Source organism: Pantoea sp. USMM079 (genome assembly GCF_037153115.1).
Lineage (GTDB): Bacteria > Pseudomonadota > Gammaproteobacteria > Enterobacterales > Enterobacteriaceae > Pantoea > Pantoea communis.
Map to the genome: position 1 here is coordinate 68,976 of NZ_JBBCKX010000017.1, position 23,371 is coordinate 92,346.

The following is a 23,371-nucleotide window of genomic DNA, read 5'->3' on the forward strand; positions in this document are numbered from 1 at the left end:
GCTATAGAATCCTTATAACCTACCATCGCTGCCAGCTGACCAAGATCTAGCATTACTTTATCAGTATCTACCTTTAGATAATATAGGGTTTTGTTTTTTTCCTTGTTAGATTGCCAGTTTTACCATAGTAGGTATTAAATAATTAACCTTTATAGTACTTTTAAAGCTAGTTGGTTTTTCGCTCACAATTTTCACATTGTATTGTTTCACTGCATCATAAAATGCATTCTCATTAAACCAAGGTCTATTGATAAAAGATCACGAAGTACTTATTATGTTAAATTACGAGGCGGTAACTGGTACACCTTGCTCTAAAGAACTTATGGTATCTTGCTACATTTTACAGAGCCCCTGTTTGAACCGAAATTTAAATAAGGCCCGATTAAACGAGCCGAGTCTAATTACTCTGCGAGAAAACCCGAAATTGACGATCCTTCAGTTGCAGATTTTGCCTGACGGAGAAGTTTATCCCAGTCATCCGGAGGATGGCCCGCATTGAGCATCCCGGTAAACACCTTATATGCATCCGTCTTAGAACCATAGGCACGTAGCGTGTCAAAGCCATTTACCCAGCCAATCACAATGGTTTTGTGTTCAGCACTGCAACGATAAAACAGGCGGAACTGCTGCAAAAATTTTGCACGGAACCAGTGTTTATACTCATTGCCCAGCGTACTTCCCTGACGGAACTGCGTGTGTAGAGGATCGACAACGATACGCTCTTCAATGACTTGCTCTATTGCTTTCAGGAGCTTTGTTTCTTTCTTCCGCTGATACTCATCCGGTTTGGCTGCCTTTAGCTCGGCCACAGTTTGCACAAGCTGACCAATTTGCTCTAGAAAGCAGTTGTGAAAGCATATTTTCCAGCCGTTAATCTCTAAAACATCCATGCAACCTCACTTACACTTTAGTCGTCTGTAAGCGGCGCATCTAAATCGACTTCAACTCCGGCAGTCAGAGCTTTAATGCCCGCCCAGAACGCTGTCGGCACCTGGTGAATATTCTGCGGATTTTTTCTCATGTCGCTTTCGAGAAAAGTGAGAAACTGTGAGATTACAGCATCGTCCTGCTCTTCTTCTTGCCGGGACATGATGACTTTTCCGCCAGCCAGGAGTGTATAGTGGATATACTCACCTGGCTTCAAATGCAGGGCATCGCGTATTGCTGCCGGGATCGTGGTCTGACTGCGTTCGGTGAGCCGTGACTCAGCGCGCAGTGATACGTCCGCCATATTTAAGTTAGTCGCCATCGTTGTACCTCTTTACTTCCATCCCTCAGCGTAAGGGGGCGAATATGCTTCGCCGGAAGATTTGTTCCATCGCTACCCAGCACACTATCTATGACAGTGCTTGGATTACCAGTCCGCTAGGATTTACACATTGTGAGTGATTTTATTTTCGAACAAGAGAAGAATAATGCACTTGCATTATGTAATGCAAGTGCATTGCATTAGAGATATGCGCAAATCAGGTGTGAGTCCACAAACAGGAAGGTCTGGCAACCGGAAAATCAGGTGTTGGTCAATCCGGCGGATCGTTTCATGCCGCCGGTGGCGTCACCAGAAAATGAGGGTTCACGTTAAATAGTGGTCACAAACTGCAATTTCAGCAGCCAATAAAGTGGATAACAGACCTCATTACATCTGTGGTTCACTTCGCTCCAATAGCTTTTTTGCAGAAGCATTCGCGGCTCTCATTTGCTGCTCCAGATTGATACCCTGCAGTTTTCCATCCGCTTTGATAATGCGGCCGTCGACAATGACCGTCTCCACATTTTCTGGCTGAGCCGAGTAGACGATGAGCGCAGCAGGGTCACCTCCGCCAAATGCTGCCATGTTTAGCGTATTGGGATTGATTATCTGAATATCTGCCCGCTTACCCTCTTCAAGCGAGCCAGTTAATGAACCCTGGCCTATTGATTCAGCAGAGCGGCGCGTGGCCAGCGTGAGAATTTCACGCGGGTCTGGCAGCGCTTCATCTTTAGCTTCACCGCTTTCAGTCAGCGCTGCGGTGCGAAGTGCTTCGAACATGTTAGCTCCGCCAGATAATGCATTGCCATCTATGCCCAGCCCCTGCCTTCCAACACTCTTAAAGTGACTGAGCAGCGTCAGTCCATAACCGACGCGTTGCTCGCTAACCGGTGTTAAAACCAGTCCCCCGCCCGCTTTCTGCAAAGCCTGCAACTGCTGCGGGAGCGCATCACTTGCGTGTACCACCGTCAACGATGGCGATAAATATTGACGGTCTATCAGTGCATCAAACATTGCGCGGGCATCGCCGCTGACATGCACCTGAATCGGCAATCGGTGCTGAACCGCAAACCTGTATTCTTTATCACGCATTGCCCAGTTCTGCTGGCTGGATAAATCCCGAGGGATTCGCCAGCCGAGCCCGAGCTGAACACGTTCGGTTGACTGCTTTTGGAGTTCAGCCAGGTGCGTCAAATCAATCGTGTTTTTCGTGGTTTTGTCAGGACCACCGTAATACATGATGGCGCGTATACCGCTCTTTTGCAGCGCCTTGAATCCAGCATCACCCCAGGCTGGACCGCGAATGTTATCGAAGAAGTCGCCCGTCGTAGTAACGCCAGACTGTAGCAGTTCAAGCGAACCAAAATACATGGCCTGCCAGGTGTCATCCGGCTGCATGGCCTTTGCTAACTTGTTACTCACAGGGAAAAATTTTCCCTGTTTGTTTCTGAACTGGCCACGCATGGTGGTGACCCATAAATGATTATGTGCATCGACGAACCCCGGCATTACATACTTGCCGCGGGCGTCTATGACCTTTGCATCCGAAGCGACGAGATTTTTACCAATCTTCACTATCCGGTTATTGCGGACCAGTATGTCGGTAGAAGGCTGGTCTTCTCCGTTGGTTGTCATGGGTAACAGGTAACCCTGGCGGATGAGCAAAGTGTTGTCAGGGGCGGCGCTAACCGAAGCAGAGAAACAACTGGCGGTAAACAATGCGACTCGAAGTTTACAGGACATACCTACTCCTTTGTGAGTTAATGGGAATAACTCAGAGTATAGGCGCAGCCATTATGATGATTAGATAGCGGTGAGTCTTAACGCCTGATTTCATTGGCAATGTGCGCATCTTGTCGAAGATTAAGTAGCAATCTCAGTTACTTGTCATTGAGCGAAAAACAACGCGGTTCTCTTACTGGATTAACGGCGATTAACTTTCTGATTGATAATCAGCCCTCCCGGCCGATTGCCTGGAATAAGTTCTAGCCTCACGTCTATATAAAAGCTTTATCTTTCAGTTTGTTAGATCAAAAATCGCGAAATCATAATTATGTTAAATATAGTTTTGGTTATGCATTTTGTACTGCGCTTTGCTGTTACCTGCTGCTGAGGTTTTTATCATTATCCTATGTTGTGCGCACCTTTAACCCAATTCGTCCTTCAGAATGGCCTTGTCGAGGCTCAGGTCGGCAACCAGTTTCTTAAGGCGATGGTTTTCTTTATCAACTTGCCGCATGTGCCTCAGTTCTGGAGGAATCCTGCGGTACTTTTTTCGCCAGATTTAAAACGCAGCGTCGGAGCTGCCCGGCTCCGGCAGACTTCGGGCTGACCTACCCATTTCAGCCTGCTTAGGGGCAAAGACTATCTGCGCTTCGGTAAAACGTATTTAGATATAACAGGCCAGATTTAATCGCCTCTGCTCACTTATCTGCCTGCAGTGATATATGCTCATTTTAATTCCGGATAAAACGAGGCGGCTATGAGCACTGGTATAGAACGCAGGCGGGTTAAGGGGCTGGAACCATGGACGACACGGGATGAAATGATAAGGCATGCATTCAGAAGGAGTCTGCCCTGGTTCGCCTTCGTCAACGTGAGCTTTGCGCTCATGGTGTTAATGAGAAGCAAACTGTTCGACACAATTCCCCAAACGCCCATGGAGCGTGAAACGCTGCTTTCATGGATTGACCTCTCGATGTCCCTCATTATCACCGCCTCTCTCGGGCTGCTTTCACTAATTTTTCTTTTACGTAAGCCGGTCAGACTGCTGGCAAAAGTGTTTCTGCTCGCTATCAGTGTGCTGTGGTCAGTGACCGCGTACTACTTTGTTGCCCATTGGCAGCTCCCGTTTGGCTGGCCACTTATCTGTGTGCTAATGTTATCCGGTCTTGCCGCGCTCTATTTTCATCTGTCCAGCCTGCTCTGCTATTTAATGCCGATGTGGCTCTCCATGCCAGTCATCAGCTTTGAGCTGAATCTCGGACTTATTCCACAGTTCATTGTACTGTGGCTCATTCTGACGGTAATTCTTGTATACGGACGGATAAACCTCAACCGGTGGTTCAGCGACGCCTGGCATCGTTTTGAATTGAATCAGCTACTGATTGGTCGACTGGACCTCATGGCAAGCCAGGACGCACTTACAGAAATTGCGAACCGCCGCACGCTGGAATCTTATCTGTCCCAGCTCTGTTCGCAGGGTGCGGCGTTTTCGCTCATCATGCTGGACGTGGACTACTTCAAGCGCTTTAACGATGCATACGGCCATCAGGCCGGAGATGACTGCTTGACCCGGGTAGCCCGTGTGCTGAAGTCTGCGGTACGCTCACCTGAGGATCTGGTCGCGCGCTACGGTGGTGAGGAGTTCACACTGGTTCTGACAAACGCAACAACGAAAGAGGCCATAATGGTGGCTGAACGCATACGTCAACAACTGGAACAGGCCGCCATAGCGCATTCCGCTTCGGATATCAGTTGCTGGGTCACGGTCAGCATGGGCATTGCTGAGACACGCGGCGGGCTGGCACCGGAACAGGTGATTACCCTGGCAGATGAGGCGCTATACCGTGCAAAGCATCAGGGTCGCAACCGCTGGGCGCATTAAACATTCGCAAATGTGGGCAGGATCTAAGCAAATCATGACATATCCGAGCAACGTATCTGAGAGAATTGCTGGCTGTAGTTTTCACGGCTTTTCATGCGTAAAGCATCTGCCGCAGCCCCCAACTTTGGTGATTTTCAGTTATCGCGAGGAAAGTGGAATTAATTTTCTCGTCAGATATCTGCTGCAGGATCCGGCACTGAGTGCGAAGGTCGTTAATCAGCAGTTGCTGCCCATTAAGTCTAGCAGTTGAGTATAGTAAGAAATAATGCCAAGACTGATGGGCTTCTTATCATCTTAAAGCCTCTTGAATAACCACGTGTTTAAAAAACACCTCAGCCTCTGCATCGGAGAGGAGTATGGCCTATTATTCTCCACCTAGTTGTTGCTTTTAAAAGGCTGGAGATCAACCGGAGGCACCTTTACGCATCCAGAAGAGCGCATCATCGATGATACGCGAGACAGAAGGAGCGCCGCATGCACGCTTTTTCTTTTCAAGCATAGTCACGATGCCTACGCTGTCGACAATTCTGCCACGATCAATTAACTCAAGTACAGCTTCCCCGATGACACCTGTTAGCAAAGGGGATGAAGTTACTTCTTCAGGCATGTGTCCCATTATCATTATCCACAATTAGAAAATTCTTAATTAAGTATTTATACTGATGTGACCTCTTACCTGCAATCAAACTTTGCATGAGTTCGACAGTTATACGAAATTTTCAGACAAATGCGAGAGTTTTGGAAAATCCCGAAGATTAAAGTTGGCCCACATTTTGCCTAACTGAGAAATTATTTAGTGCCAAATTTACGTAAGGAACTGGCTTACGTACCGATCCGATTAGTCGTGGCATAACATGCATAATTCAATGAAAAATCAGCCAAAGATTAGAGATAGGTTTAATAATAGATGCATGATTTTAACTTGAAACTCTTGGTTTTTTAGAAATCCTTCAAGAGTGACTGGAGTGGTACTCGATGAATGTGGCGATGAGTTTAGCCAATAACTTTTTTGACTGTGAAGACGATTTTTTATGTAAAATATATCTTATGCAGACAAAGCTTTTCGACTTGATTAAGTAACTCTCCTCCATTTACCCCAAAAACGTTATGCAGTTAACATTTTTTAACTTTTTATTCAATGCAATAGTGATAGGCCATTTATAATTTCATGGTGATAATTTAGCGCCAAATTAAACATAAGTGACAATAGCATATTGCATTGATTTGTAATGTTTTTTAAAGTAATTCGTGGTTTTTTATAAAGTCATGGAGCGTAATTATTAATTGGCGCTTTCCCCTTGCAAATGACTTTACCAATTCCAAGTAGAGATTGATTGGGTTTATATATTGCTTTTATTGTTATTTAATTATATTTCAGATAATTACAGTTTGAGCAACACTAAACTTAAGTGTTCCCTATTTTCATTGCCTGCATGTTTTGTGAGGAAAGTCTGATTTTTGAGAGGTTAAATCTACCTTTTTACTCAACCTTTTATCTAATTTATTTTATTATTTCAATGAGTTAAGTAAGCCCTGGGTTTTTTGTTGCTCAGGTTAGATTCTATTGTCTTTCCTACAGGGCAATATTACTGAGTATCGTCGAAATTTTTTTGAAATTTACTCTTGCGTCCGGGTACATTTGAAACTAAGGTTGTTTCAAAATATTAATATAATCAGTGCTTTCTACCTTTGAATTTCACCAGGTATAGCTTGTAATGGGGTTTAACTACTCCGTCCTTATTCCTAGAATATTGAGGGCGCTATGTTTATTGCGAAGGCTTGCTTTAATCGAGCACTGGTGATGGGTTTGTTATTTGTCCTGGCATTCAATGCTTCTTCAGCACAACCGCAGGGGGATTCCGCTCAGGCGAATAACCCCCTTGCCAATATGACTGCATTTAATATGCAGAATTATTATATTGGCGATGTAAGCGGAACTGATAAAGATGCTAACCAGTTCTGGCTGCGCTATGCACAACCTTTTTCTCTGAAGGAAAGCCACTGGCTGTTACGCGCCTCTCTCCCTGTAAATACCTATCCCGTTGGGCCGGGCGGCGGACATCAGACCGGCACCGGAGATTTGAACCTCTTCACCGCCTGGTTAATTGATACCGGCAATCCCTCGATCAGCTTTGGGTTTGGGCCGCAGCTTACTGCGCCTACAGCTTCTGAACATGCGCTAGGCAGCGAAAAATGGTCTGCAGGACTGGTTAACGTGCTGTTTAACGCCAGCTCGCCAGTATTTCAGTATGGCTATCTGGCTTCCTGGCAGCACAGCTTCGCCGGAGAGGGGAACCGCAGCGACGTCAATATCGGCGCCTTCCAGCCGTTCGCTTTTTATCAGCTGGGAGGTGGCACGTATCTCCGCTCCGCGCCCATCTGGAATTATAACTTCCAGAATGACAGTTACGGCATACCTCTTGGTCTTGGTGTGGGCCAGGTAATCAAGAGCGGCAAAACGGTTTATAACTTCTTTGTTGAGCCTCAGGGCAGCATTGCCGACCACGGTCCTGGTCAGGCGCGCTGGCAGATTTTCTTTGGGCTCAATCTGCAATTTCTTAACTAATTAAATTCACCTGGGAGCATAGCTATGCACCTATTTACAGATCCTAAATTTCGACGGTTTGCTTCGGCAGTGCTTGTTTTCATCTCTGCCGCCGGTTATGCAGCCCCCTATGACAGCGTTGGTTTTGCGCTGCGCCAGCAGGCGATGATTAATGATTTAAGGACCCATTGCCGCATAAGCCTACAAGTGTCGGATGAAAAAATCCGCAGCACCTTTATGGCCGATCCTGAAAACCATCAGACGCTTATTAAAGCAGCCGATGCTATGAAAGCGGGCGATCGGGTTCGTTATGCACGTACTCTGGCTGATATACGCTGCCCATCAATGCTGTAAGTCAGATCCGTTTTTCTTACCGGTCTGCATTGGAATGGAGACACGATGAAACTGTATCCTGCTTTGATCTTAAGTGGCTGTTTGTCCCTCCCAACTCATGCCGCGGGTCTTTACCTTTATGAAATTGCGACCGAGGATACCGGGCTAGCTGGTGCTGGTCAGGCGGCGCGTGCGCAGGATGCCTCCACGCTTGTCACAAACCCAGCAGGAATGACGCGACTACCTGACCGGATGTTTACGGGCGGCTTACAGGCTCTTTATGGTGATACGCCCTACCGGCTTGACGATGATGCTGGGCTACAGGGTAACAGTCCTGGCAATACCATCGGCTGGTTTCCCGGGGCCAGTATGTTTTACCATCAGCGCATCAACGATCAGTGGTCTGCAGGCATCGGGCTGTATGGAAATTACGGCCTGGGGCTCGATTTTGGGGAGTGGGCCGGTGACCGGCTCATTAAAAAAAGCACGCTGGTGGGGATGACCCTGAGCCCCGCGCTGGCCTGGAAGCTGAGCGATAAGGTGTCCTGGGGCGTAGGCGTGGGGATCAATTACGGCTACCTGTCTCTGACGCGTGACGTCGCGGGCTCAGATCAGAAACAGTCCGATCATGACTGGGCGCTGAATTTTCGCACCGGCCTGCTGTTTGATTTGACCGATGCGACGCGCGCGGGTGTCACTTATACCAGCAAAACCGAATATCACTTCAGTATCGACGGCGCAGCCCGTTTCCCCCAGCTCCCGAATCAGCAATACAGCCTGCCGATCACTGCGCAGGTGAATACGCCTGCTCAGCTGATGTTCAGCCTTGTCCACGATATTAATACTCAGTGGTCAGTGATGGGCGACTTAGGCTGGCAGGACTGGAGCGCCTACGGCGCCAATCAGGTCACCCTGGTGGATACCACACCTGAACGGAATAACCGCCTTAAAGATACCTGGCACACTGCGCTGGGACTGCAGTTTCGTCCTGATGATCGCTGGCGTCTCAACAGCGGTGTGGCTTACGACAGCAGTTTCTATCGTTCACAAAGTGATACGTCTCTGACCATGCCGTCCGGTGATGCGTGGCGATTCGGCGTGGGAGCACAGTATCAGCTCACCCCCTCCAGCAATATCGGCGCTGCCTTTGAATACCTGATGATGGACTCCTCACACGTAACGGCTCCGGCACTAAAAGGCAGTTATGACAATCCTGCCATTTACTTCCTGAGCATCAACTACAGCCAGACTTTTTAACCTGACCGAAAGGAGATTAGTGCAGTGCAGTTTGTTTAGTCGTAAAAGCGGAGCGGCTCACTTTTGCCGTTCCTTATGAGCCCCCACTTTGGAGCGCAGAAATGTTAAAAGTCCCTTTTTGCAAATCCCTGCTCGCGACGATGTTGACGGTCGCCTGCTGTTCCGGTAGCGCTCTGGCTGCGGATAACAGCACAACGCCGCAGACAGCACCGGAGCAAAACAAAAGTAAACCCAACATCGTGGTGATCTTTGGTGATGATATTGGCTACTGGAATCTCAGCACCTACAACCAGGGAATGATGGGATATAAAACCCCGAACATCGACAGTATTGCCGCTGAAGGGGCGAAATTCACGTCTTACTACGCCGAACAGAGTTCAACCGCCGGACGCTCGTCCTTCATCACCGGACAGATGCCGTTCCGTACCGGAATGAGCAAGGTGGGCATGCCAGGTGCGCCACAGGGTCTGCAAAAAGAAGATCCCACTATTGCCAGCATTCTTAAGCAACTTGGCTATGCCACTGGTCAGTTTGGTAAAAATCACCTCGGTGACCGGGATGAATTTTTACCCACCGCGCACGGTTTCGATGAGTTTATGGGTAACCTTTACCACCTCAATGCAGAAGAGGAGCCTGAAAACCCTGACTATCCTAAAGACCCGGCCTATCGTAAACAGTTCGGACCGCGCGGGGTTATCAAGTCTACTGCTGACGGAAAAATAGAGGATACCGGTCCGCTGAATACCAAGCGTATGGAGACCGTTGATGAGGAGACTCTGGCGGCAAACAACGACTTTATGGAACGGCAGGTCAAAGCCAACAAACCTTTCTTCACCTGGTATAACACCACGCGCATGCACAACAAAACGCATATCAAGCCGGCCGATAAAGGGGTGACCGGGTTGGGTGATTATGCGGATGGGATGGTTGAGCATGACAAGATTATCGGTGAGGTGCTGAAGAAAATTAAAGATCTCGGCATCGAAGACAACACCATTGTCGTTTATACCACAGATAACGGCCCGATGATCGCGACCTGGCCTGACTCAGGGATGACACCGTTCAGGGGTGAGAAAAACACCGGCTGGGAGGGCGGTTTCCGTGTACCGGCGATGATCAGATGGCCGGGTCACATCAAACCTGGTACGGTCATCAACGATATGTTTGGCAGTAACGACTGGTTCCCTACCCTGGTTGCTGCGGCTGGCGTACCGGATATCAAGCAGCAACTGCTTAAAGGCTACAAAACCAATGCCATGACCTACAAAGTGCATCTGGACGGTTATAACCAGCTGGACTTCCTGCAGGGTAAAGGTCCGGACCAGCGCAAAGAGTTCTTCTACTGGAGCGATGACGGTGACCTGCTGGCGATGCGCTACGGTCGCTGGAAGGCTCACTTTATGATTCAGGAACATACCGGCCTGGATCTGTGGAAGTATCCGTTCGTCAAACTCCGTACTCCGCTAATTTTCGATCTGGAAATCGACCCGCTTGAACGCGGTTCTGATGGCATGGACTACAACCACTGGTTCTATGACCGTCTGTTCCTGCTGGGTGGGGCGCAGAAATACGCCGCTGATATGTTGCAGAGCTTCAAAGAGTTTCCGCCACGCCAGAAACCGGGTTCTTTCACGGTTTCTGACGTGCAAAAACTCATTGATGAAGGCAGCCCCGCGACCAACTGATCCTGCTCACCCCTACCGGGCAAAATACTGCCCGGTTTTCGGAGGCCAAGATGAAATACAGCACTACATTGCCCGTAAAACCCTTACCCTCCGCGGAGAAGTACAACGGAAAAGGGCCTGTATACAAACGCCGCTTTCATGTCATGGCCAAACCCTCGGGCTCCACCTGTAACCTTGACTGCACCTATTGTTTTTACCTGTCAAAAGAACAGCTGCTCCACCAGGACCGGCACACCGGGATGAGCGATGAAGTGTTAGAACAGTTCATCCGGCAGTATATCGAGGGGCAGGATGGCGACCAGGTGGTGTTCTCCTGGCAGGGAGGCGAGCCCACGCTGATGGGCCTGGAGTTTTTCGAAAAAGTGGTCGCTTTTCAGAAGCAGTACAAAAAGCCTGACCAGAGAATTGAAAACGATCTCCAGACGAACGGCGTTCTGCTCAATGACAAATGGGCAGCATTCCTTAAGAAACATCATTTCCTGGTGGGCATTTCGATTGACGGGCCGCGGGAATTACATGACCGGTACCGCGTAACGCGAAGCGGCAAACCCACTTTTGATAAAGTCATGGAGGGCGTGGATGCGCTCAAGCGCCATGATGTGCCATTTAATGCACTGGTCACCGTCAACAGAACCAATGCGCGCTTCCCCCTGGAGGTTTATCGCTTCGTGACCCGCGAGCTGGGTGCCACTTACGTGCAGTTCAACCCCTGCGTAGAGCCTGTTGACTTCAAAAGCACGGCACCCCAGTTCTGGCGTGATGACACCATTCCTGTCACCGGTACGCGACGCGCGCGGCCGGGCGATCTGGACTCCATTGTGACCGACTGGTCCGTTGACCCCTATGACTGGGGGCAGTTTCTGATAGCGGTTTTTGAAGAGTGGGTTAATAACGATCTGGGACGCGTGCAGGTTAACCTTTTTGAAACCGCGGTAGCCCAGACGATGGGCATGCCGGCGCAGATTTGCACCGCGTCAGAATTTTGCGGCAAGGGGCTCGCCATTGAAAAAAATGGCGATATTTACTCCTGTGACCACTACGTTTACCCGGAATATCAGATAGGCAACATTGAATACAGCAAGCTTTCTCACCTGGCCTTTTCTGAACGTCAGCAGTCATTCGGTATGGGTAAGCGCGACACCCTGCCAAAATATTGCAGGGAATGCCCGCATCTGAAGCTCTGCTGGGGTGAATGCCCCAAAAACCGTCTGGTCCGGACCCCCGATGGTGAACTGGGCTTGAACTATCTGTGCCCGGGGATCAAAGCGTTCTTTAATTATGCCGAGCCCATTCTGGTGGGGATCACCACGTTACTGAAACGTGACTTTGCAGGAGTGCGGAAATGAATGCCACCGAAAAGATGCTTCAGCTTGAACAAAGTATGAATACTCAGGTGCTGGGTCAGCAGGAACTGGTGCGGATGTTGATTATTGCCCTGCTCTGCGATGGCCATGTCCTGCTGGAGGGCCTGCCGGGGCTGGCAAAGACCCGTGCAGTAAGGGAACTCGCCCGCCATGTTGAAGGCGTCTTCAGCCGAATTCAGTTCACGCCCGACCTGCTGCCTTCTGACATCACCGGCAGTGAAATTTATCAGCAGCATGCCACGCGAGAAGAAGATCAGTTCCGTTTTCGTCCGGGTCCGGTATTTGGCAATGTAATCCTCGCGGATGAGATTAACCGTGCCTCAGCCCGCGTGCAGTCTGCTCTGCTGGAGGCGATGGAAGAGCGCCATGTAACTGTTGCCGGTAAGAGCTGGCCCCTGCCAGGCGTGTTTATGGTGCTGGCTACCCAAAACCCGGTGGACCAGGAAGGCACCTGGCCTTTGCCGGAAGCGCAATTAGATCGTTTTCTGATGAAAGTGCTGGTCAGTTACCCGACGAAAGAGAATGAGCAACGCGTGATGCAGCTGGTTCGCGGCGAACAGCAGGAGAAATACCGCGCTGAACATGATGCATCGGCGAAACCGGTCGTTACGCCGGACGTAATGCTCACTCAGGGAGACATTGCAGATTGCTGGCGGGCGATTTCAGACATTTACGTTGCCCCCGCCATGGAGAACTACATTGTTAATCTTGTGGAGATGACCCGTCAGCCGGCACAGCTAAGTGAAACCTTCGCCAGCTATGTTGCGTTAGGCATCAGTCCACGCGGTACGCTGGCACTGGATCGGGCTGCCCGTGCGCAGTGCTGGCTTGAAGGCCGCGATGCGGTCCTGCCTGAGGATATAAAACGTATTGCACCGGCGGTACTGCGTCATCGTCTGATGCTGAGTTATCAGGCCAGCGCCGATAATCAGAGCGAGGACGACGTAATTCGTCTGCTGCTTGACGCCGTGGTGGCCTGATGGACGCGCGTCTGACCGTGACGTTACCCCAGCTGATGCATCTGGCGGGTGCGGCACAGCAACTGAGCAACCTTCCTGCGCAACTGCCGCCTGGCGCCATGGCCGGAGAGCGGACCTCGCGTCAGCAGGGGCGCGGGCTGAACTTTGACAGCCTGCGGCGCTATCAGCCGGGTGATGACGTAAGGCTGATTGACTGGCAGGCCACGGCGCGCCTGCGCGCGCCCTGGGTCAGGCTCTACAATGAAGAGCGGGAGCGTCCGGTAATTCTTTTAGTCGATCAGCGGCTGGACATGTATTTTTCCACCCGCGGTCAGACCAAGTCGGCAGCGGCAGCCGAAATCGCTGCACTGCTGGCCTGGCGGTGCTGGCACGATAACGATCGGCTCGGGTCCGCCGTGTTCAGTGATGATGAAATCGCTTTTCAGCGCTGCCGTTCACCAAAACGCTCGCTTCACCCTCTGTTTGCAGATTTGCTGAGGCTGAACCAGTCGCTGGCATCACGTTACCCGCGTGAACCGGCGCAACCTCTCAGCTTCACCCATTTGCTGCAGCAGATGAGCCGCCAGATTCCCGCCGGCAGCTGGGTTGCGATGATCAGCGACTTTCATGACATGGACGCTGAGTGCGAGGCACTCCTCGCACGCCTGCGCAGGCGGTGTGAGATAAGCGCCTTTGTCGTGCTGGATGACGTTCACCTGCGCCTGCCTGCTTCAGGTGAGCTTGCAGCCAGCTACCAGCAACAGCGCGTTGCCCTATCCCTTTCCCCACAGCTACAACGCCAGATTGCGGACGTGACCAGCGGTCGTCTGGCACGCCAGGAGAAGCGGTTACTCAGTCTGGGGATCGAGGTTCGTCAGATTAACGTCGGTGAACCAATACTTCATCAGCTTCAGACCGGAGGCGCACGTGCTGGAAAAAGGCTTTAGCGTTCCGCGTTTGCAAAATCCTGCGCTGCCCACAGAGCTCAGCTGGCTTCCACTGCCAGAAGGATGGTACTGGCTGGCCGCCATCCTGCTGATGACGGCCAGTCTGTGGCTGCTGCTGCGCATTGCTCGCTGGCGACGAAATGACTGGCGTCGTCAGGCTACGCGTCAGCTTGCGATGCTGGCCGGGGCAGACCAGTGCCTGAACTGGATTAAACAGGTCAAGCTGATTCATCAGCCGCGAATAACGGTAAGCAGCCAGCATTATGTCATCCAGTTGCTGCATGACTTGCCTCTCAGCAGTGAACTGGTCGAAAAGCTGAACCAGCGCTACTGCCAGCGGGATGACACTCTGGCTCCGGGGGAGCTAATTTCACTCAAACAGCAGCTTAAGCGCTGGCTGCAGGGGCTTCCCGATGTCTGAACTCATCGCTCAACTGGAGTTTGCCTGGCCGTGGATTGGGCTGTTACTGCCATTACCACTGGTCATGCGTTTTCTTCTGCCCCCTGCCCCCGAGGTCGCCGAGCAGGTTCGGGTGCCTTTCCTGCCCACGCTCATTGCTGAATTGTCGCTTCGCCGCGATCCCCCGGCATTACCGATCGCCCAGCGTGGCGTGTTCTGGCTGATATGGATTTTGCTGCTGACCTGCCTTGCTCGCCCGGAATGGCGGCTGCCGCCCACGCTGGTGACGCAGCCGATGCGCAATCTGGTGTTGATTCTGGATGTATCCGGGTCGATGGAGAAAAATGATGCCGGCCCGCAACTTACCCGGCTGCAGGCGGTTCAGCAAACGGTCAGAACCTTTGTCGCTCAGAGAAAAAGCGATCGCATCGGTCTGGTGATTTTTGCCAGCAGCGCCTGGCCGTTTGCGCCTCTCAGTGAGGATAAGCAGGCCCTGCTGACACGTATCGATCAGTTAACGCCCGGCATGGTAGGACAGCAGACTGCGATTGGCGATGCGCTAGGGGTTGCCGTCAAAATGCTGGACAGCAGTGAAGACAGCGACGCGGGGCGGATGGCCATTCTGCTGACGGACGGCAATGATACCGCATCGCAGCTTTCACCCGAACTGGCTGCACAACTTGCAGCGTCACATCATGTTCAGGTCGATACCATCGCCTTTGGCGATCCACAGGCCAGCGGAGAGGACAAGGTGGATAATGCGCTGCTGGCAAAAATCGCCCAGCTGACCGGTGGACGGGCCTGGCAGGCGAGTACTCAGGGTGATGCGCTGAAAAATGTCTGGCGTGACATTGATGCTCAGACACCTGCACAGGTTAAGACGCTCGGATATTCCACCAGAGTCCCGTTATTTGGCTGGCCGCTGGGGATGGTGATTGTGCTATTGCTGATCACGGCTGGTTGGCGACGCTTGCGGGAGACAAGAAGATGACGTCATTTCATTTCCTTCAGCCATGGTGGCTGCTGACGTTGCCACTCTGTCTGCTTTTAGCATGGTGGCTCAAAGCGCCGCGAAGTGTCTGGCACCGGATAATGGATAAACCCTTTGCGCGAGCGATGATTATTCGCCGTTCAAACCCGCCTCTGCGGCTGGTTCCATGGATCATCGCGCTGGCCGGAATTGCGCTGGCCGGGCCGAGCTGGCACAAGCAACTACCGGATGGCGTGACGCCGCAAAGTAATGTGATGATCATTCTCCAGCAGGATTTCAGCATGCTGGCGCAGGATCTGCCACCTAATCGTCATCAGCGTATGCAACACAAACTGATGCTGCTGATGCAGCAGATGCCCGGCAGCCGGTTCGGGTTAATCGTCTACCGCAACGGTGCCTGGCTGACAACGCCGCTGACGCGTGATCCAGCGTTTTACGCCCTGTTTCTGAACGCCCAGCAGCCAACACTGATGCCAGAGGGGGAAGGCGAGGGTTTACGGGCAGCACTGGCCCTGGCTGATAAAAGTCTTCCGGCCACCCCTCGCAGCATGGTTCTGGTGGCAGATACTCTTGCCCCCGATGAAGCGGCATGGCTGGGCCAGCAATCCTATCCCCTTCAGCTCTGGGTGCCCGGCACAGCGCGTGGCGGAGCCTTACCGGAGACCTATGCTCAGCGTGGTATTGATACGCGGCTCAACGTATCACGCTTTAGTCAGATCCGTGACAACGGCATTCCCGTGACGCTTGCGAGTGGTACTGACGACGATGATATTTCTGCCATCCGTAAGCATATTCAGACCAGCCTGACACAGCAGGAAAATCACCGGCACGATTTGCCCTGGCATAACAGCGGTTACTGGCTGGCGGTGCCGATACTGTTTCTCGTGCTGTTCTGGCGGCGACAGGGAATGCTGGTGGTTCTGCTTGCTTTCACCTTATCGGGACTTCCGTCGGATGCCCGTTCAGCATGGCTTGATGCCTGGATTTCACCAGATATACAGGGCCAGCGTGCGTTTAAAGCAGGCCACTATGCAGAGGCTGCACAGCATTACCAGGATCCTCTTCGCCAGGGGATTGCGTTTTATTATGCCCGGGACTTCAGCGCCGCCAGTGCCGCCTTTCTGCAGGCACCACTCACCCCGGAGAATCTGGTGTGGCTGGCCAACAGTCTCGCCCAGCAGAAAAAATGGCAACAGGCACTGAATACCTACGACCAGGCACTCAGCCTGCGCCCGGACTGGCAGATAGCGCAACATAACCGGGCACTGATCGCTGACATTATCATGAAGCTGCGTCAGCAGGAGCGCGATCGCCAGGCTGAGCAGGGAAAAGAAAAAAATTACGATCCTGATGAAGTGAAAAATGATCTGAAGAAAGATCAGGGTGCAGAACAGAAAGATTTGCAGCCAATCGCCCGTGCAGCGCTACAGGTCAATCAGTGGTACGAGAACCTGACAGTGTCGCCGGGTGGCTTGCTGGAGAATTTCTATCGTTCTTCCGGACCGGAGGCACCATGAGAATATTACTGCTGTGTCTGATCTTTGTTGCCTGTTCAGCACGGAGTGCAATGGACATCACACGCGAACTGGTGGCGCCTCCCGCAGCCGTGCCGGGTCAGCCGCTGCGCGTTGCCATCACATTCTGGACTGACAGCTGGTTTAATCCCCCGCCTGAATGGCCAGACATGACCATTGTCAACGGCTCGCTGGTACCGGGTAACATACCCAACCAGCTGGTCACTAAACAGGCGGCGGGCGTCAGCTGGAGCGGGGTGAGGATGGAGCGAGACCTCATGGCCTGGGACCAGGGTTCTTTACAGCTGCCACAAATGGTCCTGACGCTGGAGTCAGCCGGGCAACCGCCTAAAACAGTGTCACTGGCCGCTCTGGACATCCCGATTCACTGGCCCAAAGGCGTACAGCAACCCGATCGATTTCTGCCCGCGCAGACGCTGAAGTTGACGCAGACGCTGAATTTGTTTCGGGCCGGTGAGGATAAAAACCTGCATGTGGGTGACGTGGTTGAGCGCGAAGTGGTGGTTAAAGCGCAGGGGGTGATCCCCGCTCAGATACCGCCCATCCTTATTGATTTACCCGGCGCGTCCACTCAGCGCCTCACGCCGGTAACGCAAGCCCTGACGCAGGGGCGAGACGAAGTGATTGGTAGCCAGCGCAGTGAAAAATTACGTTATCTGCCTGATACCTCTGGCCCCCTGGTTCTGCCGCCGATCCAGCTGCGCTGGTGGGACACTCAACACCAGCAGTGGCAATTGGCTACCCTGCCCGGCAAGCGTTATGACATTTTGCCCGCACGGCAGGCAGGTAGTGAGAAGGTGCTTCGCGCGCAATCCGGTCTGGCCGGCTGGCTCTGGGTCATGCTGGCTGGCACAGGCGTTGTTCTGCTGATCTGCATCTGGTTCGCCCGCCATCTGCTGCTGCGTGGTATCTGCTTCGCCGCTCTGGCCTGGCGGCGACTTTGGACGATCACATCCCTTCCCGAACTCTATCCACAAAGCAGGAGAAGAAGATGAAACAAGCATGCGTGATAGCGGCATTACTGACGGTGTTATCCGGACCGGTGCTGGCGGCGGATACGCCGCTTTCAGGCTGGCGTGACGGCAAAGCCAAGCGGGCCATCGTGGAATGGGTGACTCAGTCTACAGAGCCGGGTAGCGCCACGTTTATCCCCGTTAATCAGCGCTACGTGGTGTTCGACAATGACGGGACGCTCTGGCCCGAAGCGCCGCTGACGTTCCAGCTGCAGTTTGCCTTCGATGAAATAAAGCGGCTGGCTCCGCATAACCCGGACTGGCGCAGTGATGCACTGGTACAGGCCGTGCTGAATAATGATGTTAAATCTGTGTCAGCGGCGGGAAAGAAAGGCTTAATGCATATTCTGGCGCTGACCCACAGCAACATGACCACCGAAGAGTTTGATGCGCGCGTGAGCGCCTGGGTGGATACGCAGAAGCATGCGCGCTTTGGCTGTAGGTACGATCAACTGGGTTACCAGCCCATGCGGGAGTTACTGGATTATTTGCGTGAGCATGATTTCAAAACGTGGATAATTTCGGGAGGTGGCGTGGATTTCATGCGCGTGCTCGCCGAAAAAATGTATGGCATCCCGCCTGAACAGGTGGTGGGCTCATTCTCACTCTCAGAGTTTTCACTCAGTGATAATGGCAGCCAGATACGTAAAACCATGAACGGTGCGTTTTATGATGATGAGACAGCCAAACCTGTCGCTATCCACCTCTTTATGGGACATCGCCCGGTTGCTGCCTTTGGCAACAGTGACGGGGACGTCCCCATGCTGGAATACACCTCGACCAACCCTGCGGCAAAAACATTTGGCCTGCTGGTTCATCATACCGACAGCACGCGCGAATACGCCTACGATGCTCATCCGCCCGCCAGCGGCACGCTGGTCAATGGCCTGAAACTAGCTGAAAAATATGGCTGGACGGTAGTCGATATGAAGCAGGACTGGGCAACGGTCTTTGACCCGGCATTGTGTCCTGCTATCGCGAAATAAACGGGCTTAAGAGTCGTACTGAATTCAGCAGGCTAAGCCGGAGCCTGATTCATCCGGCATCACAAGGCTGACACGGTTCAGAACCAGGTGAATAAGATGATGGGTAATCATAAAGGGGGTTTAACCGCACTGCTGCTTTGTTTGTTTTCGTCATTTTCACTGGCCGGGGAGGATAATCAAAAACTCGATGATGACCCCACCAAAGTCACCACCAAAGCGGGTGTCAGCTGGTCAGATACTTACGACATGGACGACAGCAACGTATCCTTTTCGGGCTCGGTGGCGCTGGATAAAGCCCGCAAGCTGAATGCACGCATCAACAGCGATGCCAGTGAATGGCGTGTAGGCGGCTCGTGGCTGTTTCCTGTCGGGATAGTGAATTTCAACTTCGGTAAAAACGAATACACCAATGGCGCAACACAGACGAATTATTCAGTAGGCACCTTTATCCCCCTCAGCGTGTTTGGGATTGCGCCAGCAGGATTCCAGATATTCCCCATGGCGGGATACACCTATAACACCGGTGAAACCATAGGCTGTAAAAATGAAGGAGGCTGCATCGCGCCTCAGTTTGCGGATTCGCTATCTCCCGAGTTTGGTTATGACACTATTACCACCTCCGGCAGCAGCGGCTATCTCGGCGTCTTCACCCTCAGGCCACTTTCCCCGTCGCTGACGCTCATTGCTTTTGCGGCGGGATCTTATGGCTCCAAAAATGACGACGGGGATAACTATAAAGGCTACTTCGGCGGAGCCGGGCTGGGCATCAAGCTGACTGAGCATCAGTCCTTCAACCTGCTGACGTTCGTCATGGATAACAATACCTATCTGGACAGTCCTGACAGCCGTTTTGTGCTCTCTTACAGTTACCAGTTCAACTGATACATCCACGTTCACGCGCGGGGAGAGATTCATGTCGATATTTGCCCGTTTTATGCTTATTGGCTGCGCAATGCTGGCGTTACCGGGGACGTTGCATGGTGCTGAACCTCGTCACTCACCCACGGCCAGAGAGAATGCACGAACACTGGTGCTGCTCAATCAGCCGGTTGTCATGTTACAGGCAACGTATGGTCAGACGACCCCGGAAGAGCGTGTGAACCGCATCGTTTCTACCTTGCGCGATCTCAGCGCCGAAGATCTCCGCCATCCGGTCGAAACGCAGATGCTTAAACGCTATCAGCAGCAGGCGGTGCTCTTCATCATCAACAAAAAGCCCTTCATGCTGCTGTCGCAGAACGATTTAGATGAGGGTGACGATTTGACCCTGCCGCAGGCCGCGCTGCGGGTGCAGCAGCGGCTGGAAGATTTGCGTGCTGCGTTGTCGGAGCAGTATTCAAACCGCTATCTGCTGCTGTCAGCTGTGAAAACGGCCTTCGGCCTGGTGCTGCTTATTGCACTGTGCCTGGGGCTGCAGCGTGGTTGTCAGGCCGTCAGGCGGTATTGTCAGGCGCGAGAATTGCGCAGCGATCGCTCCGCTCGCTCGCAGCTCCGCAGGTTAACCGGCAATATTGAGGTGCATCTGGCAACGGCGTCAGCGATGCTGATTGGCACGCTTGCCGGCTGGTTTTATCTCAGCTGGGTGCTGCGACTCTTCCCCTGGACGCGCATCTGGGGCATGGAGCTTGGCGCTTACACCCTCATGCTGTTGCAGCGTATAGGTCTGGCTGTCCTCTCCGCTCTGCCGGGTTTGTGCGTGGTGCTGGCCATTGTCTTTATCACGGCACTGCTGTTGCGTCTGCTGAGAATGGTGTTACAACGCGTGGAATCAGGCAGCTTGCAACTACCCGGCGTCCACCGCGATACTGTCGGCGTCACGCGCAGGCTGGTGAGCATAGTGATCTGGCTTTTCGCACTGTCAGCTGCCTATCCATTTCTTCCGGGCGCTGACTCACTGGCCTTTAAGGGCATCAGCGTCTTTCTGGGATTGATGCTGACGCTGGGATCCGCCGGCGTGATGAATCATGCCATGAGCGGGCTGGTGTTAACCTATTCGCGCGCATTGCGGCGCGGCGATGTCATTCGTATTACCGACCATGAAGGCAAAGTCAGTGAGGTGGGCATGCTGGCCACCAAACTCCTGACCCGGGAAAACTATGAAGTGACGATACCAAACGCCGTAGTAGTGAGCGGAAAAATTGTTAACCTCAGTTCACAGTCTCGCGGCCGGGGTGTTCCTGTCACCACTTCTGTGACCATTGGTTACGACACGCCGTGGCGTCAGGTGCATGCCATGCTGGAGCTGGCCGCCAGCCGCACGGCGGAAATTCAGAGAGACGAGCCCGTTATTGTCAGGCAGCTGTCGCTGATGGACTGGTACATCGCCTATGAGTTGCAGGTGATTATTCATCCGGGCGCGTCACTGGCCGGCGTGCGCAGTGAGTTGCACGGACACATACAGGACGTGTTTAATGAGTTTGGTGTACAGATCATGTCACCCAATTTCGTGGGCCAGCCGGAAGGAGCGGTGTTGGTGCAGCCGGAAAACCGTTTCAGGGCACCGGCGGATCCTCCTGAGGGTAGTACTTCACGATGACCTGCAGTTACATTCGTTATATAACTCGTAAACATACTATAAATGCAGAGTTAGTAGTTGTCTGCATGGCAGAATCTGACCGATTAAAATAACTCTCAGTTGGCATAATAAAGATGCTTTTACTACTTAGTATATGTATCGTCGGCGTGTTATCAGGAAAATATGACTTAATTACGAATGCAGTTTGAAGTCATGCTCATGTGCGTGTAGCAGCACCGGAACATAAAATTATCTCAAGAGCATGGCCAGATCAGTATCTGAAACTACCCTCAACTCACTCAGTAGCCTTCAAATATACATATTAATCAATAATGAGAGTTGTTTTATCCATATAATTGACGGTAGGGTAATCTCTGTTAATTATCATGTTATTCAAAAATAATGATTTTAACTGTGTCTTTAATTCATTAATTTTGAATTGAAAGTCCTGTTAGGTTGAACATTTATGCTAAGCGTTTTCAACGCTAACAGTTTACTTAACTGTTCATGCGGTGTAGATTTGTGTTCTAACAATAAATTTTGCTTAACAAAACTCAATCTCTGAGTCGTCAGCTTTAGCTTATCGTTAAGGATAATTATAATGAAATACACTTACTACATCAGCATCTCTAAAGTAGCCAATACTCATCATGTTCTTCATAACGGAACATGCCAGATTTATCTCAGTCATAAAGAGGACATGATAGCAATTGGCCGCCATGAACAATTTATCGTCGCACTAAATATGGCGAGAAATAATTTTAAAAAAGTCACGCCCTGTCCTAAATGCATCTTAAAAAGAAGGTTATACAATCTGGCTTCATCCAAACGCGGCCCTGTACCCATAAAACATCTTCCAGATATGTAATATCACCACTCTGTTTATTCCTGTCTCGGGAAAAGATAAAAATGCCGGATGACCTCATGGAATTCGGCAGATCTTATTAAATATGGTATTTGCCCTCTCGATAAATTTGCCTCATGACTTTTTTAAAGTGAAATATGATCTGATTATCTTATTTTTTCTACAGGGGTGTTGTTCATCTTTTTAGATAAACTTCATCAGAAATCTGACGGGTTTGATTTCAAGTACTTTATGCCAGATGCTTTCGAGATTCACTATGCCCGCCAGTGATAGCAGTACTAATACAATAACAGTCAGCAAGGCAGTGATCACAATGGTCAGCCGGAAAATATTTTTGCGAATTTTTTCTTCACTTTCCCTGAGCGCCAGGTCCTTCTCATAGTCGACAAGGGTGTTAATTGATTTACTCTGAATCCAGTATGTTCCTTCAGACTGACTTAAATCTCCTGTTATGACAAGGGAATCGAGTAGTAATCTTAGTTTGATACTGTATTCTTCCTGCCGGATGTGTTTGTACCACAAACGTCCATGAATCATGCTCAAAATATCGTGTTCACTGAAACCTGTTTTTTCCCTGCTTGGCCTGAGAAGGATATACTCATTCAGCATTAATTTGAGTATAGCGTAACGGTCATGGCTCAGACTTCTGGTATCTGTGACAACGAGTGAAACAATACTGCCTTTGAACTTAGAGAAAATGTTTTTCAGATAGAGCAGTTTCGTATAGCGATCTACCAAAAAAAGAAAAATATTTTTGTAACTTAACGCGCTGTTTTTGCGGTAGTTTATGATTTCACTTCTCAGTTCAATCAGGGTTGCCAGGTCTGCATGCAGGACTCTTTTAGTACCTGTGTCCATAAGAATGCCATAGCGCTTTCCATTGTCAGGGTCATCAATGAAGCCATTGAGAAAATATTGAGTACCCTTAATGTCCTTAAAATAAACAGAAAAGTAGTTGTAAGGATCCTCAAGGTCTTTGTCTTTCCCGCTAAGTTCGGGCAGATATTGAGTCCAGAGCCTTTGTTTAATTGCTTTTATTGTGTCAGCAAACATTGCGTTATCTCCGCAGAACTTCCTGAGTTTAAATGCGCGCAATGCCTCTCTTCAGAGCAAAGCGTCA

General features: G+C 51.1%; 21 protein-coding genes and 1 pseudogene. 16 read left to right on the forward strand and 6 right to left on the reverse strand.

Annotation, left to right across the window (positions count from 1 at the left end; all coding sequences use genetic code 11):
- Nucleotides 1-401 precede the first annotated feature (401 nt).
- From WFP70_RS18990 to WFP70_RS26815, 4 genes and pseudogenes are all read right to left on the reverse strand, one after another.
- The gene (locus WFP70_RS18990; protein WP_337024078.1) at nucleotides 402-890 is read right to left on the reverse strand and encodes a type II toxin-antitoxin system YhaV family toxin; all 489 of its coding nucleotides are present in this window, start codon (nucleotides 888-890) and stop codon (nucleotides 402-404) included.
- A gap of 17 nt (nucleotides 891-907) precedes the next feature.
- Nucleotides 908-1,249, reverse strand: a complete 342-nt coding sequence (locus WFP70_RS18995; RefSeq protein WP_337024079.1) for a type II toxin-antitoxin system PrlF family antitoxin — start codon at nucleotides 1,247-1,249, stop codon at nucleotides 908-910.
- A 387-nt stretch (nucleotides 1,250-1,636) separates the two neighbouring features.
- Nucleotides 1,637-2,992 (reverse strand): amidohydrolase family protein, encoded by a 1,356-nt coding sequence (locus WFP70_RS19000; protein WP_337024080.1) that lies wholly within the window; start codon nucleotides 2,990-2,992, stop codon nucleotides 1,637-1,639.
- A gap of 409 nt (nucleotides 2,993-3,401) precedes the next feature.
- Nucleotides 3,402-3,530 (reverse strand): annotated as a pseudogene (locus tag WFP70_RS26815) (IS3 family transposase); the annotation flags it as partial.
- A gap of 264 nt (nucleotides 3,531-3,794) precedes the next feature.
- Between WFP70_RS26815 and WFP70_RS19005 the strand changes: the two are divergent.
- Entirely contained in the window at nucleotides 3,795-4,856 is a 1,062-nt protein-coding gene (locus WFP70_RS19005) for a membrane-associated sensor domain-containing protein (protein ID WP_442956358.1), read from the forward strand.
- Nucleotides 4,857-5,259: 403 nt separating this feature from the next.
- Here WFP70_RS19005 and WFP70_RS19010 read toward each other — a convergent pair whose 3' ends face one another.
- Nucleotides 5,260-5,463, reverse strand: coding sequence for a hypothetical protein (locus WFP70_RS19010; protein WP_283227517.1), 204 nt, complete (start codon nucleotides 5,461-5,463; stop codon nucleotides 5,260-5,262).
- A 1,155-nt stretch (nucleotides 5,464-6,618) separates the two neighbouring features.
- On the opposite strand from WFP70_RS19010, the gene WFP70_RS19015 reads away from it, so the two are divergent.
- The 15 genes from WFP70_RS19015 (at nucleotide 6,619) to WFP70_RS19085 (ending at nucleotide 22,254) form a co-directional block, all read left to right on the forward strand.
- Nucleotides 6,619-7,422, forward strand: coding sequence for a hypothetical protein (locus tag WFP70_RS19015; RefSeq protein WP_283227518.1), 804 nt, complete (start codon nucleotides 6,619-6,621; stop codon nucleotides 7,420-7,422).
- Between the two features lie 24 nt (nucleotides 7,423-7,446).
- Entirely contained in the window at nucleotides 7,447-7,755 is a 309-nt protein-coding gene (locus tag WFP70_RS19020; RefSeq protein WP_282996464.1) for a YicS family protein, read from the forward strand.
- A 45-nt stretch (nucleotides 7,756-7,800) separates the two neighbouring features.
- Nucleotides 7,801-8,991, forward strand: a complete 1,191-nt coding sequence (locus tag WFP70_RS19025; RefSeq protein WP_282996465.1) for an OmpP1/FadL family transporter — start codon at nucleotides 7,801-7,803, stop codon at nucleotides 8,989-8,991.
- 101 nt (nucleotides 8,992-9,092) lie between these two features.
- Nucleotides 9,093-10,676, forward strand: a complete 1,584-nt coding sequence (locus tag WFP70_RS19030; RefSeq protein ID WP_282996466.1) for an arylsulfatase — start codon at nucleotides 9,093-9,095, stop codon at nucleotides 10,674-10,676.
- A 50-nt stretch (nucleotides 10,677-10,726) separates the two neighbouring features.
- On the forward strand, nucleotides 10,727-12,022 hold the full coding sequence (locus WFP70_RS19035; RefSeq protein ID WP_282996467.1) for an anaerobic sulfatase maturase: 1,296 nt from the start codon (nucleotides 10,727-10,729) through the stop codon (nucleotides 12,020-12,022).
- On the forward strand, nucleotides 12,019-13,020 hold the full coding sequence (locus WFP70_RS19040) for an AAA family ATPase (protein WP_282996468.1): 1,002 nt from the start codon (nucleotides 12,019-12,021) through the stop codon (nucleotides 13,018-13,020). Before WFP70_RS19035 ends, WFP70_RS19040 begins: the two co-directional genes overlap by 4 nt.
- On the forward strand, nucleotides 13,020-13,946 hold the full coding sequence (locus WFP70_RS19045; RefSeq protein WP_282996469.1) for a DUF58 domain-containing protein: 927 nt from the start codon (nucleotides 13,020-13,022) through the stop codon (nucleotides 13,944-13,946). Before WFP70_RS19040 ends, WFP70_RS19045 begins: the two co-directional genes overlap by 1 nt.
- Nucleotides 13,927-14,367 (forward strand): DUF4381 family protein, encoded by a 441-nt coding sequence (locus tag WFP70_RS19050; RefSeq protein WP_282996470.1) that lies wholly within the window; start codon nucleotides 13,927-13,929, stop codon nucleotides 14,365-14,367. Before WFP70_RS19045 ends, WFP70_RS19050 begins: the two co-directional genes overlap by 20 nt.
- Nucleotides 14,360-15,337 carry a VWA domain-containing protein gene (locus tag WFP70_RS19055; RefSeq protein ID WP_282996471.1) on the forward strand — a complete coding sequence of 326 codons (978 nt, stop codon included), beginning with the start codon at nucleotides 14,360-14,362 and terminating at the stop codon, nucleotides 15,335-15,337. Before WFP70_RS19050 ends, WFP70_RS19055 begins: the two co-directional genes overlap by 8 nt.
- Nucleotides 15,334-16,854, forward strand: a complete 1,521-nt coding sequence (locus WFP70_RS19060) for a VWA domain-containing protein (RefSeq protein ID WP_282996472.1) — start codon at nucleotides 15,334-15,336, stop codon at nucleotides 16,852-16,854. The genes WFP70_RS19055 and WFP70_RS19060 overlap by 4 nt, the downstream gene beginning before the upstream one ends.
- A complete protein-coding gene (locus WFP70_RS19065; protein ID WP_283227519.1) occupies nucleotides 16,851-17,867 on the forward strand; it encodes an oxygen tolerance domain protein in 1,017 nt (338 codons plus the stop codon). Before WFP70_RS19060 ends, WFP70_RS19065 begins: the two co-directional genes overlap by 4 nt.
- Nucleotides 17,864-18,871: an HAD family hydrolase gene (locus tag WFP70_RS19070; protein WP_282996476.1), complete on the forward strand. Its 1,008-nt coding sequence runs from the start codon at nucleotides 17,864-17,866 to the stop codon at nucleotides 18,869-18,871. Before WFP70_RS19065 ends, WFP70_RS19070 begins: the two co-directional genes overlap by 4 nt.
- Before the next feature lie 96 nt (nucleotides 18,872-18,967).
- Nucleotides 18,968-19,753 (forward strand): hypothetical protein, encoded by a 786-nt coding sequence (locus WFP70_RS19075; protein WP_282996474.1) that lies wholly within the window; start codon nucleotides 18,968-18,970, stop codon nucleotides 19,751-19,753.
- A 52-nt stretch (nucleotides 19,754-19,805) separates the two neighbouring features.
- Entirely contained in the window at nucleotides 19,806-21,407 is a 1,602-nt protein-coding gene (locus tag WFP70_RS19080; RefSeq protein WP_282996477.1) for a mechanosensitive ion channel family protein, read from the forward strand.
- A gap of 580 nt (nucleotides 21,408-21,987) precedes the next feature.
- Entirely contained in the window at nucleotides 21,988-22,254 is a 267-nt protein-coding gene (locus WFP70_RS19085; protein ID WP_283227520.1) for a hypothetical protein, read from the forward strand.
- Nucleotides 22,255-22,434: 180 nt separating this feature from the next.
- On the opposite strand, the gene WFP70_RS19090 is transcribed toward WFP70_RS19085, so the two are convergent.
- Nucleotides 22,435-23,304 carry a hypothetical protein gene (locus WFP70_RS19090; protein ID WP_283227521.1) on the reverse strand — a complete coding sequence of 290 codons (870 nt, stop codon included), beginning with the start codon at nucleotides 23,302-23,304 and terminating at the stop codon, nucleotides 22,435-22,437.
- Between the last annotated feature and the right edge of the window lie 67 nt (nucleotides 23,305-23,371).